We start from the raw sequence: 12,714 nt of genomic DNA on the forward strand, positions 1-12,714 counted from the left end.
TGACGAGCGGATGGTTTTGAGCATTTCTGCGCTAAGTGATCCCAGTATGCACCGGTTGCATCTTTTGCGCAATATTGAGATAAATAGGGGTATGAGTGAGTCCCGCACGCCCCGGTCCCTCTTGGAGTACCCGCGGCCCTCGGTGGCCGTGGACACCGCAGCACTGACCGTGGATGGAGGCGACCTTATGGTCCTAATCGTCCGCCGGCGGGAGGAACACCACACGGGGGAATGGGCCCTGCCCGGCACCTTCCTGCGGGAGCGCGAAACCCTGGCGGCCGCCGTCCTGCGCTCGCTCCGGGACAAGGCCGGCATTGAGGGGCGGGTTCCGCAGCAGCTCCACGTCTTCGACGATCCGGGCCGGGATGACCGGGGCTGGACACTGTCGGTCGCGCACGTGGACGCGGTGCCGTTCCGGGACCTGGAGCAGCCACTGCAGTCCGATGATGTCCGGCTGGCCTCGGTCACGGCCGATGCGGACCTGATCGCCGGGCTGCCCTACGGCCACGCGGACATGGTGCGCCTTGCAGCGGAGCGGATGCAGCAGAACTATGAGCAGACTCCTGACCCGGCTGGCCTGCTGCTCGAGCCCTTCACGCTGAAGGACCTTCGGGACCTGCACGAGGCGGTGGCCGGCCGGCCGCTGATGCGCGACACCTTCCGCCGGCTCATGGAGCCGCAGCTGACTGGGACGGGGCAGATGTCCGACGGCGCCCGCGGACGGCCGTCGCGGCTGTGGCGGCGGGGGAGCTAGTACCGAGACAGCTAGGGGACGATGGTTTCGGTGACGGGCTGCAGCTGCGGCTGCCACTCCTGCATCCGGTCCAGAGCCCGTGCCAGCTCCGGTCCGCCGGCTTCGGTGATGAGGTCCGGATCCCCGACGACCACCAGCAGGCAACGCGCGCGGGACAAGCCAACGTACAGCATTTCCGCCGCACGGCTCATTTCCTTGAAACCGTTGACGCATAGGATCACCACTGAACGCTCCAGGCCCTTGAACCCCAGGACGTGCCCGTAGAACTCTTCCTCGTCGTCGTGGAAAGCATTCCAGTATTTTGAGAGGTTGTTCTCGAATTCCTTATGGATGTCATGCCGGTTCTTCGTGGTCAGGAACGCAATCTGGTTGTTGGCCCAGCCTTCGTCGATCAGGGCGTCAACGCAGTCCCCGGCCACATCGATGGCGTCCTCCGTGGAACACGGCACCAGCCGCACCGGAAGTCCGTCACCGCCGCGCGGCGAGAAATGCTTGCCCGCGAAGCCCTTGAACGTCTGGGCAATGCGCTTGGTGTTCCGGAGATTCTCATCGATGTGGAGCGTGACCAGCCCTGCGGTCGGGTCGAGTGCAGTGCCCGCGGACTGGGAATCCCAACGTCCGTAGACATTCTGGCGCTCGTCCATAAACGCGTAGATTTCCCCGTCGTCGGGATTCCGAAGGCAGGCGAGCAGGCTCTCCCACCAGAGCGGAGCGAAGTCCTGGGCCTCGTCGATGACAATCGCGTCCAGCTTCTGCCCCCGGGGGAGGTCAGCTGCAAGGTCCCGCATCAGTGCGGGCATGTCTTCGTCAAAGTAGGCCTGCCCCGAACCGTCGGGAACCCCAAGGGAGACGGCGTAGTCGTGGAACCCGCCGACGTACGCCGGTTTGGCTTGGCGCCAGCCGGCCACCTGCCGGCGCAGATGCTCGGCGAGACCCCGGTTGTAGCAGAACAGCCCCACCCGTTTTCCTTCCTTGGCCAGCCGCTTTGCCTTCTCCACGGCCAGCCAGGTCTTGCCGCTGCCCGCCCCTCCGACGAACCGTGCCCGGGGAATGGAGCGGCTGCAATCGAGCAGGACCTTCTGGCGTTCGGTGAGCTGCTCCTGAAGGTTTTCCAGTTCCAGAGCAGTCAATGACGGGGTGGTCCCGGCCTCGAGGTTCCCGGACAGCAGATCGGTGATGCGCCGGGCGTAGCTGAGTGCGAGCGGGCTTCCGCCCTGGGCCTGGGTCTCGATGGCGGCACGCAGGCGTTCACGGCAGTCGCCTAGATCATCGGCGTCCAGAATGAGCGGCCGGGGGACCCCGGCCATTTCCCAGTCATGGGGGACAGTGCTGTACGGGAACGCTGCCATGTAGGCGAACCTGCTGACCAGGGGAGACCCAAGCTGGTCCTGTACCCACATTTTGAAGGCATGCTGCGCGCCCTGGGACTGTGCAATCGGACTTTCGATCCTGTGCGGTCCTTGCCGGTCGGATTGGTACCACTGGCCCTGCTGGACGGAGATCCTGCCACCCTTGACCTCAATCGCGGCCAGCCCGACACCGGGCCACAGCACCAGAATGTCGATTTCGTGTTCGGCCCGTCCGTGGCGTACCTGGACTGAGTGTGCCAGTACGACGTCGTCGGGCAGCTGGGCGCGCAGTGCATCCCAGACTGCCTTCTCGGCGAGCCTGCCTTCACCGAACAACGGCTCTTCCGGTATGCACTTCACGGTTCCCCCTGGTGTGCCGGCGGTGCGCCAGACGTTGTGAGCAGGTTACCGTGCAGTATGGCTCATTCGGCGGTTGTCGGAGCGGTGTAGCCCAAGTGTCACCCTCCCCAGCGGAAGTCCTGCCGTTGAAGGCACAGACAGCATGGTCATTTTTTCGTAGAGTGCCAAGGCGCGTGCTTTAGCGAGATGATGTGCTGCAACCCGGATAATGAGGACTTCCGTTGTGTGAGATGAAGGGTCGTAATGCAACAGGCAGAACAAGGAACCATTGGTTACGCTCAGGTCAATGCGTTGTCTTGGCGGGTCGCCAGCGAGCTGGCTAGACGGGATCCCTCCGTTTTCGTGGGACTAACGGGCTACGGTGGTGGTGCATCCCATTCTGATGCTCTGATGCTCACCAACGGCGGCGGCATCAGTTATGCTGCGCGGCGTATGGGCAGTGGGTTTTCCGCATGCGTCAACAACGGAGACCATTTGATGATTCCGTGGGAAAGAGCCCTTCAAATGCGGAGTGCACGGGATATCGCGATAGCTCTAGAAAAGTCCGCCGGTATCCACTTACCTTCCAAGGCACCTGCCACCAGCGGACGCGCTCTGGGGTATCGACTTATTGCTTCCATTTTGGAGATGACGCTGGGCGACCGCCGTTCCTGGCAGGTATACGAGACTGAAGGGGGACCTCTTGCGGAGCCGCGCGAGGAGGTACTCGCCCGCCTCCAGAACTACGAAGACACTCGATGGGTTCTGCGGCGCGATGAGGAACCCGTAGCGATGGTCGATAACTTTGGTTTCCTCAAAGTTGACGGGAACGTCGTTGACCTAAGCGCCAGATACCAAGAGCTAAATCGAAGCATCTTCGCGCTGACCATGGACGTGTACGGAGGTTTGCTTCCGTAGTCCGCTGCCGCAGGTCTATTCAGCTTCCGGCGGTGTGGTAGCGGCATGCCATTCCATAAATTCGGGATCGGTACACGCCCGTCCGTACCGCAGACCGTGAATGACCGCGGCCGTAGCGGCCACGGAACCGGACCGTTCGCTGTACCAGTTCGGGCAGTCCTCGTCCGGCGGGCTCCTTCCGGCCTCACGCAAGGTGTCTCCGTGCAGCGGCCATGTGTCGCCGGGAAGGTAGGTGTTGGACACTATCTCGCACCAGAAGTAGTCGTCTTCGCGGGCCACCTGCGCGTAGGGAGACACCGCGTCTTCGATTTCCTGTCCGTATTCAATGGACACGAAATCCCCGTCCTTGAGCCACTTGATTTCCTCGTGGATGGATTCGTGGAAGGCGTCCCAAGTTTTGTCCTTCACTTGGTCGCCCCACTTTCGGGGGCTTGCCGCTCACGTTCGTACGCCCAGATGGCGTGGTCCAATTCCGTGGGAGTGGCATCAATGTGGTCGGCAACCTCGTGCAGCAGAGAACGCGCCTCGGCAGGCGTTAGATCTCGACCCAGCCCTCGGCTCACGAAGCGAAGAATCCATCGGTCTGCCTTCACTCCCGGCTTACAGAGCAGCATGCCGAAGTATTCCCAGGTCACCGGGCCGAGGCCGTGGACGCATGTGTAGGCCCGTTTCTGGGCCGGGTCGTGCGGATCGAGGTCTGAGGCCGTTTTCACTCCGAGAGCCAGCAGGTTCCCAGCGGCTTCGACGATGGCCGACGCCTTGGTGCGTCCGCTGACCTTCTGGTCGGTGAGGACAGCCTGCAGCTCGTCTGGATCGTAGGCGGTCAACCGTGCCAGATCATTCGGCCGGTCTGTGCCAACTGCCTTTCGATAGCGGGAGACCGCGCCACGGACCCCGTTTTCGGGTGTCCCGTACTGAGCGGCGATGCTAAGTACGGCGTCAATCAAGGCAGCTTCGATTTGCTCCGGCCAGCCGCCGGGCCACGGCTTCCATGTGTCACGCGGAAGCTCAGCCTGGACGAATTCAACCAGAGTGGAGATGTCAGATTCAGACAAGGTATTTCCTTTTCATAGGGGTGTTCGAGGAGGCCTGGAATTCGCACTTACCGCCGAAGGTTCGCAAAGGGTAGCTGTCCGTAAGCGACGAAAAATTCCTCCAGCAGCTCGTCTTCGGCGATCTTGGCGGAACGGTCGGTAACCGGAAGCCAGGCGATACGTAGGTCCTGGGAGTTGGAGAGTTGCCATATGTACCGCCCGCCCTTGTGGCCGACGGGTAGACCTTGGCCGAACTTGGCGAACTCGCTGATACGCTTCCGCAGACCTCGGGTGCCGTTCGTACCCGCATCGGCTTTGCCGATATAAAGCGTCGGTGCATCCCACAAGCGGCCCTTCAGCTTGACAGGATCATCGGTCGGATCTGCACCCTTGAACCATCCGCCAACACTGGTGTCGAGCACCTCGTGCGCACCGTTCGTGCTGCGCAGCACTGAGTACACACCGGGCTCGCGAGGAACGGCCGACAGATCGAGGTCGCCGAACGCTTTAAACCCGGCGAAGCCCCGACTTCTTAAATCCGTCTCATTGAATGCACCCACATCAACCACGCGTCCTCCTCAGAACCTCAGCACCGCTCGCGCGGCAGAAAATCAACACCAGTTCGCTGACCTGTTCACCGGTAATCCGGCCGATCATCTTGGCGTAGGTGCCCAGCTGCCGCCAATAGGCAGCCAGCTGATCCTCACTGACGCTGATATCGGTCTTGAAGTCGGCGACCACCAGTCTGCCGTCCTCCTCCCGGTACATCAGGTCGATGATGCCCTCCACGGTGTGTCCGGTCTCCGGCACCATGATCGGCAGCTCCAGCCAGTGCTCGCGTTCGGCAGCCCGCCGGACAGGTGAACTCTCCAGAGCGGACCGGGCGGACGCCTCCAGATCTGCTGCGTTGCGCAGGCCGGCGCCGGCGGCGACGTCGGCGGCCAGCCCGGGAAGCGACGGCGACAACTCCAGGTCCGTGAGTTCCAGCAGGCGGTGCAGCGCGGTACCGAACACCGTTCCGTGCTCCTCCGGCTTGCCGGCGAACCCTGGAAGCACTTCCTCACCCCCCGCCGCAGCGTAGAACGCGCCAGCAACGCCGTAGTCCGTCGTGACCCGGGCACCGCCGCCTTTCGCGAGTGCGGTAACCGAGGTCCGGGACACCCGCGCCGATTCCGCGGCCCAGTCAGCGCTCGAAGCCAGCCAGGCTCCAAAATCGGGCACCGGATCAGCCGCCGTCCGGGCTTTGGGTAAGGGCAGGAGCTCCGCCGGCAGCTCCAGGCTCGGCGCCCGCTCGACGTCGTTGACCGATTCCAGCAGTCCGCTGAGGCTGCTGGTCGAACCGTTGTAGTGCGAGACCACCAGATGGCTTTCGGCGCGGGTGCAGGCAACATAGAGCAGCCGACGGCGCTCGGCCTCCGCGAACTCCTTCTCCACTGCATCCGCGTCGGCATAACCGTGCGTCTCTATGCCCTTGAGGAAACGGACAAAAACGTTGCCCGCGTCGTCCCACAGCGCAGGCGCAGACGACGGCTTCGGCGCGGAACCGGCACCGGCCAGCACCACCATCGGGAATTCCAGGCCCTTGGAGGCATGGATGGTCATGATCCGCACGGCCTGCATATCCGTTTCGGGGACCATGGCCTCCTTGACGCGGGCGTTCTCCTCCTGCTGGGACGCGGCCCACACCAGATAGTCCCGCAGCCCGCCGTGGGTCGCCTCGGACCAGGCCCGCGCCTGGTCAATGACGAACCGGATCCGCCGCCACACGTCGCGGTAGCGGGGCGTATCCGTTGCCGCCTCCAGCACCCGCCGGTCCGCAGCGATCCGCTCGATCAGCTCCGCGGGGGAGAGCAGAGGCAGTTCCCTATGCAGGGCAGCCAGATAGCCCAGGGCTTTCCCGACGGGGGAGTCCTCCTGTCCCTCGGGAGCCGGTGCATACAGGTTCCACGCCCCGCCGGCCTGCTTCCACCGGAAGAGGTCGTCGTCACCGCAGGCAAACAGCGCCGAGCGCAGCGCCAGCACCAAGGCCGCCTGGTCAGCGGTGTTCGCCAGCGTCCGCAGCGCCAGCAGCAGATCGGTTACCTCCTGCGTGGCATAAACCAGCGAGGAGGCTTCCGCCCGGTATTCGATACCGGTGGCATCGAGGGCATCCTCCAGATACGGCAGTGCAGTGCGGGTGGGGAGGAGGACGCAGACGTCCTGCAGCTGGAGCGGCCGCCGGGCAAACCCTTCCTTGTTGCCGGCTTGATGCTGCCATGCCGGCACTCCGCCGGTGCCGGTGGCCAGCCGGATCGCGGCGGCGACATCGGCGGCTTCCTGCCGGTTCCGGTCGGCCGCACTCACCTTTCCGTTCTCGCCGGGAGTAGCGCCGTCGCGGCCGAGCACTACGACGGCGGGTCCGTCGCCGTCGTTCCAAACCGGCCGGGACGGGTCCGGAACCAAGGCAGCGTAGTCCGGTTGGACGGTCCCGTTGCCTTCGATCAATTCGTCGAAGACCGCATTGATCCAGTCCAGCAGTGCCGTTCCGGAGCGGAAGTTGGTCTGCAGGGTGGCCACCTTGGAACCCGGATCCGCGACGGCACGATCCCGGGTGGAGAGGAACGTGGCGATATCGGCCCGTCGGAAGCGGTAGATGGACTGCTTCGGATCACCGACCATAAACAGGCGCCCCGGTGCCACTGGAAGGTCTTCCCAGCCGTCGGTGCCGCAGCTGGTGTCCGCGGCCAGCCGGACGGCGATCTCGGCCTGGACGGGGTCGGTGTCCTGGAATTCGTCGAGCATGAGGTGGGTGTAGCGCCGGTGCAGGGGCAGGCGCGCGGGGGCATCGGCTTCTGTCTTGCCCACCAGTAGATCGCGGGCGTGGACGAGCAGGTCGTGGTACTCGAGCTCGCCACTGCGTTGCCGCACCTTCGCAGCAGCGAGGAGGACGTCGGCCAGAACAGCACTGACCGTGTTGACGGCCGGGGACACCTGCCCGGCGATAAGCGCATCCCGTTCTTCGACCAGCGCAAGGAACTGCTGCTGGACGCTTTTGACGTCGCCGCCCCAGTTACCCTGTCTGCCGATGGAATAGCCTTTGGCCGGCAGGCTCTTCAGCACGTCGATGAGGCGGCCGAGATCTCCGGACCCGCGGACTTCCTGCAGCCGGCTCCGCCACTCCTCCACGACGGGGAAGCGGCCCATGAGCTTGTCCGCGGGGTCGGTGCAGTCCGTCTTCCGTTCGAGGACGAGTTCGGCCGCTCGCAGCAGCGGCCCGACGTCGAGGACCGGAACGGTCTGCCGCTGCGGCGGGTGGGTCCGCAGCCGGTCCCAGTTGCCGTCCAGGGCAGCAGCGACCTTCCGCAGCTGGTCCAGGGTGATGCCGACGGCGAGCAGCACGCGCAGTGCGGTGTCGGCAGCCGGGTCGGTGAACAGCGCCTGCTGGGCGTCTTCCCACCGGCGTTCGAAGGCGATCTGGGAACGAAGCTCGTCCACCACGCTGATCAGCGGCGGCACCCCGGCCTCGATGGGGTATTCGCTGATCAGGCGGGCGGCGAAGGAGTGGATGGTGCCGATGGGTGCGGCGTCCAGCCGGTCCAGCGCCGTGTTCCGCCGTTCGGTCTCGACGGCATCCAGCCCGTAGATGTTGCCCAGTTCGCGGCGCAGCCGGTCCCGGAGTTCACCAGCCGCCTTCTCAGTGAAGGTGATCGCGGCAATCCCGCCGATGTCGACGCCGCCGTCCACGAGCGCGGCGATACGTCCGACGAGGGCGTGGGTCTTGCCGCTGCCGGCGCCGGCCTCGACGAAAACGGTGGTGTCCAGGGCGGTGCCGATGAGGTGCCGGTCGCCGTCGTCCTTAAGTGCCGGTTGGGCGGGGGAGGTCTTCGGCTGGCTCATTTTTCCTCCTGGAAGAAACGGGAATAGTCGCTGAGGGCGGGGTCATCCTTGAGCCGCTCCCAGGTGTGCCGCACGCCGGCGGCGCCCATCAGGGTGGTGTGGTTGGTGTATCCGTGTCCCTCCGGCTGGGGCTTCGGCGGGAAGACCCCGGCCTGCAGGGCCGCCATGACCAGGCCGGCGTCCTCGCGGAGCCGGTTTTCCACGTCGGGGCCTACGTCGTAGCCGACGCGTTCGTACTTCCCATCGGCGGTGATGAACCGGTATTCGGCCCGGACCTCCGCCCCCGGATCCGTAGCGAAACGCCGGGCGAACAGTCCGTAGACCGGCAGCTGGAACCGGGTTCCGCCAGCGGTGGGATCCTCGCGGGTCAGCTTCTTATACTTGTCCGCTTTGCCGGTCTTGTAATCAATGACGAGCACCTGGCCGCCGGAGTGCCGGTCCACGCGGTCCACCTTGCCGCGGAACCGGACGGTGCTGCCTCCCTGCAGGTCCAGCTCCACCGGCGGTTCGCCGCTTTCTGCACCGAACTCGGCTTCCACCGCGAAGTGCTGCCAACCGGCGTCGCGCGCCTGCTGGTCCGACTCGTGGGCCTTCTGGAGGTCGGTGCGGATCCGCGATTTGTCCCGGTCCCAGGTGTGCCGCAGCCAGGCCGGATTGCCGGTGGCTTCGAACGCGGCTTCGGCGATTTCCAGCAGCCGCTCGGAAGAGACCGTCTGGCTGCCGTCGGTCAGGCCGCGGACGTAGTCCTCCAGCACCTGGTGCATCAGGTTGCCGCGCTGGAGGTTGCTGATCTGGACCTCGAGGGTCACGTCCTCAAACAGTTCGGCCCTCAGGACACGGCGCAGGAAGTAGGCCAGCGGGCTGATGACCCAGTCCTCGAGGTTGGTGGGGGAGATGGGTTTCTGGGGATCGATGATGGAACCGGACACTCCGGTGAGGTTGCCGTTGAAGCGGGAGAAGGTGCCGGTCCGGCGGTCGGCCCGAATTTCGGACACGGCGTCCAGCACCGGATCGCCGGTCAGGGAGCCGGTGCCGAGAAGGTAGCGGACACGCCATTCCTGCCCCGTGGCCGCCACACCCGTGGGGGAGCCGTGCATCAGGCCGTGCGCGAAGGAGGGTAGATGCCGGACCTCTGTCCCTGCCAGCCAGCGCGAGGGCTGCAGGGTTCCGCCGGCGCGCAGGTTGCCGCGGGGAAACAGGATGGTGCGTTCGACGCCGGTGGCCAGCAGCCGCTGGAACTGGTCCTTCCGTGCGGACGCACGTTCGTGGATGGTCGGCAGCTTCACGGCGAGCAGGTGTCCGGCGCTGTCGGGAAGCAGCGGGTTTTCCCGGATGCGGGCGGGGGCGAGCCCGTCCGCCGCCCCGGTGAAGAAGACGACGTCGAGGTCGCGGCCCACGCCGTCGTCGTACGAGCCCAGGACCACGCCGGTGCCGCTGGTGCCGGTCCAGAACCGGCGGGCCTCGATACCGCGGGCGACGGCGGCGCGTACCGCAGCGGCGGTGGGCGCCGGGGCGATCCCGTGCAGCAGTTCCAGATCGCGGATCACGTCGCGGACCAAATCGCGGGCCTTGCCGAGCTCGGGGCGTTCCGTCGCGGCCCGGGGCCCGAGGAATTCCGAGACGAAGTCCGCCAGAGTGTCCGCAACCTCCGTCCAGGTCCGGGCAGCGAAAACTCCAGACAGGCGTTCGCCCAGGACCGCGATGAACGCGGTGAACTGGGCGTAGTCCTGCTGCCGCTTCTGTTCCGCTTCCGTTGGTTCGTGGTCCTCGTCCGCGTCCTCCTGATCAGCCGGGGGAGAGGCGTGCAGGCGCTCGCAGACGGCGCTGCTGGGCAGGCTCCCCTCCTGCCAATGCAGGGCGCCCTGCGCCATGACATCCAGGAGGATCCGGACATCGGGGTTCGCCGGGTCGAGGCTGAGGAGATTCACCAGCCCGCGGGCCAGCCCCGTATCGGCCAAGCCGTGTGCTGACGGTCCGACGAAGGTGATGCCTGCTTCGGCGAGGCGTTGGGCCAGCAGGGTGCGGTACGGATCGGCGGCGGAATAGAAGACGCCGATGCGGTGGCTCGGAGTGCCTGCTGCCAGCTTTTCGATGACCAGTCGGACGACGGCGCGGGCTTCATCATCGGCGTCGGAGGCACTAAGGACCTGCTCGACCGGGCCGGGGGAGGATGCTGCGGTGAGGTAGGCGGTTGCCGCGTGCTGCTCGAGGGCGGCACGGAAGGCTGCCGCGGACGGGTCCTGCTCGTCGGCGAGCTGGAAACCGATCACCGGGCCAAGGCGCTTGCGGATCCGCGGCGTCTGCACAGCGGCGGCTGCAGCGGAATAGAGGTCATGGCTGGTATACCAGCTGCTCCCCAGGATCCGAGCGGCGGCACGGTGCACGCGGGCAACCTCACGCACCAGCGGCGACAGGCCGGTCACGTCGTCGGGGCAGGCTGCGTCCAATGCTGCGGAGGTCGAGGCGATCGCGCGCGCGGTGGCCGGCTGGTCGGCGACTTCGGCAAACAGCCCGGGCGCTTCGGCCAGTATGGCGGTGACGGCGCCTTCGCGGACCATGGCCGGGAGCGGTGCGCGGCCGGACAACTGGCCGTCGGCGGCTACTAGTTCCTCGGCCAGATCGTCCAGTGTGGTGGTGCGGACCGCGGCGCTGCCGCGGCCTTCGTTGAGGACACGGCCCAGATAGTGGGACAGGTCCAGGGCCGAGGCGCGGCTGGGCGCGATGACCGTGACCGGCTGCAGCGGCAGGCCGTGCTGAGCCTGGGCAACGGCGTCGGCCAGCGCCTGCAGTGCTTCGGGCGTGCTGGTGTACACCTGTGTCCGGGCCCTTGGGCCCGGTGCTGAATCAGCACCGGATGAATCTGTACTCAATGAACTCCCCCTCGTTATTAAGTGCACTCAACCTAGCAGCTGGTGCTGCGGGTCCCTTGCCAGCAGGCCCCGCTATGGCAACTACCAATCCCAGCCGCAGGAACTGTCCATGCACCGCCATTGCGGCTGGGGCCCGTCAGTGATCACGCATCCCGCAGGCCAGACCTTGGGCTTCGATCCATCACTTGGCGGACACCACAGGCCGCGGACGATGGGCCAGGCCTCGTGTGAACAAATGGGACACGTTGCAACCCCTGCTTCAACAGTCGTTTCCTTCTTGCCGTTGGCCGCGGGGTCTCGAGTAGCGCCACTCGCGGCGGCCGTCCGCGCCACGGCTCCGTACGATGCCATGAAGGCTTGGGAGGCGGCGTTGATTTCCGCTTCCCGTTTGTACCTCTGCACCATGGCCTCGTCTCGTTTCTGCGCGGTAGTGCGCGAGGGACTGGGTGAAGATGTCTGTGATGTCTGGGTCATGGGATCCCCTAATTCTTGACGTTGATCAGAAAGGTGGTCAGGCTGCCAGTGTCATGTGGGAGCGCCGGAAGTCGTTCAATACGTCCTGGTGCGCCAACGCCGTGAGGCGCTGTACCTCATCGAAGCTGAGCTCGGCCTCGCGGGACCTTCGGGCAAGCACGGCCAACCGATCGGCTGCCATGTTGTGCGGGTCGCCGTTGTGGCCGCGCACCCACGCAAAGTTGACGCCGGCGTGCCGCGTGTACTGCAGAATGAGCGCCACCTCCTCCCGACAAAACCGATTGGATGCAGGCGGTTCAAAGCCCGGATCGGTGAGCATCCGTAAGGCGAGCTGGCTGTCCGAACGCACGGTAATGTTCGTGCTGCCGTGCATCGCTGCCGGGTAAGCGCCGCGTGCTGCCTGCAGCCCGTAACGGATCGACCGCAATTCGCCCTCCAAGATGCTGCCGCCCTCGGAGGCTTTCTGCCCCAGGAAGGGCTGCGTGTCGCCGCCGAAATTGAGGACCCAGCCATGGCCAAGGCAACGGGAAGACTTTCCACGGGACGAGTCAGTTGTAATAGTCAATTCCGCAAAGCGCGAGCGGATTACTGCCTGCACTGCAACGTCCATCGCGGTGATGGCAACAGCAGGCGGATAGCGGAAGCCCGCATTCACGCCCACCGCACCAAGCCCCTTCGCCGCGTTCTCGTCATCGCAGAAAACCTCCTCGTCAGGCGTGTCCTGCAAGCCCACGACTGCGGCACGAACGGCCTGGAAAAGGCAGTGCTGCGATCCTGATTGCGGAGCGTCCACTGCCCCGGATTCGAGGGCCAGAACGTCTTTGCCCACCGTCTTGGCAACAGCCCAGACCAGCAATCCGTGTTTTGGAGAAATGCGGACGGAAATTCCACCGCGCAGCGCAACGGCATCGGCGGCGGAGATGAAGGGCCGCGCCGGCGCTGCGGGTACGGGAAAACTCATAACTGCCTCCTGATGCTGGGACGGAATTGCTGCGACACGGATCACAGTAGGTCCCGGCACTGACATTTTCGGAATGGGGGCAGCTGAACATTTTTTGTAACTTGCGGGGCTAACTTTTTGTAAGTCCCTGAATGGGGAC

Annotated in this window: 9 protein-coding genes; 2 read left to right on the forward strand and 7 right to left on the reverse strand. The window is 65.3% G+C overall.

Annotation, left to right across the window (positions count from 1 at the left end; translation table 11 throughout):
* Window positions 1-91: 91 nt before the first annotated feature.
* Window positions 92-754: an NUDIX hydrolase gene (locus tag LJ754_RS12130; protein ID WP_227926783.1), complete on the forward strand. Its 663-nt coding sequence runs from the start codon at window positions 92-94 to the stop codon at window positions 752-754.
* A gap of 11 nt (window positions 755-765) precedes the next feature.
* Here LJ754_RS12130 and LJ754_RS12135 read toward each other — a convergent pair whose 3' ends face one another.
* Window positions 766-2,463, reverse strand: a complete 1,698-nt coding sequence (locus LJ754_RS12135) for a nuclease-related domain-containing DEAD/DEAH box helicase (protein WP_227926784.1) — start codon at window positions 2,461-2,463, stop codon at window positions 766-768.
* A 243-nt stretch (window positions 2,464-2,706) separates the two neighbouring features.
* Between LJ754_RS12135 and LJ754_RS12140 the strand changes: the two genes are divergently transcribed.
* Window positions 2,707-3,360, forward strand: a complete 654-nt coding sequence (locus LJ754_RS12140; RefSeq protein WP_227926785.1) for a TY-Chap2 family putative peptide chaperone — start codon at window positions 2,707-2,709, stop codon at window positions 3,358-3,360.
* Between the two features lie 15 nt (window positions 3,361-3,375).
* On the opposite strand, the gene LJ754_RS12145 is transcribed toward LJ754_RS12140, so the two are convergent.
* The 6 genes from LJ754_RS12145 to LJ754_RS12170 form a co-directional block, all read right to left on the reverse strand.
* Window positions 3,376-3,768 (reverse strand): TY-Chap domain-containing protein, encoded by a 393-nt coding sequence (locus LJ754_RS12145; protein WP_227926786.1) that lies wholly within the window; start codon window positions 3,766-3,768, stop codon window positions 3,376-3,378.
* Window positions 3,765-4,415, reverse strand: a complete 651-nt coding sequence (locus LJ754_RS12150; RefSeq protein ID WP_227926787.1) for a hypothetical protein — start codon at window positions 4,413-4,415, stop codon at window positions 3,765-3,767. The genes LJ754_RS12145 and LJ754_RS12150 overlap by 4 nt, the downstream gene beginning before the upstream one ends.
* A 47-nt stretch (window positions 4,416-4,462) precedes the next feature.
* Complete coding sequence (locus tag LJ754_RS12155; RefSeq protein WP_227926788.1) at window positions 4,463-4,963, reverse strand: hypothetical protein; 501 nt, start codon at window positions 4,961-4,963, stop codon at window positions 4,463-4,465.
* On the reverse strand, window positions 4,956-8,270 hold the full coding sequence (locus LJ754_RS12160; protein ID WP_227926789.1) for a UvrD-helicase domain-containing protein: 3,315 nt from the start codon (window positions 8,268-8,270) through the stop codon (window positions 4,956-4,958). The genes LJ754_RS12155 and LJ754_RS12160 overlap by 8 nt, the downstream gene beginning before the upstream one ends.
* The gene (locus LJ754_RS16950; RefSeq protein WP_227926790.1) at window positions 8,267-11,083 is read right to left on the reverse strand and encodes a PD-(D/E)XK nuclease family protein; all 2,817 of its coding nucleotides are present in this window, start codon (window positions 11,081-11,083) and stop codon (window positions 8,267-8,269) included. The genes LJ754_RS12160 and LJ754_RS16950 overlap by 4 nt, the downstream gene beginning before the upstream one ends.
* A 568-nt stretch (window positions 11,084-11,651) precedes the next feature.
* Complete coding sequence (locus tag LJ754_RS12170) at window positions 11,652-12,575, reverse strand: ribonuclease HI (RefSeq protein ID WP_227926791.1); 924 nt, start codon at window positions 12,573-12,575, stop codon at window positions 11,652-11,654.
* Window positions 12,576-12,714 lie beyond the last annotated feature (139 nt).

Source organism: Arthrobacter sp. zg-Y40 (genome assembly GCF_020731535.1).
Classification (GTDB): Bacteria; Actinomycetota; Actinomycetes; order Actinomycetales; family Micrococcaceae; genus Arthrobacter_B.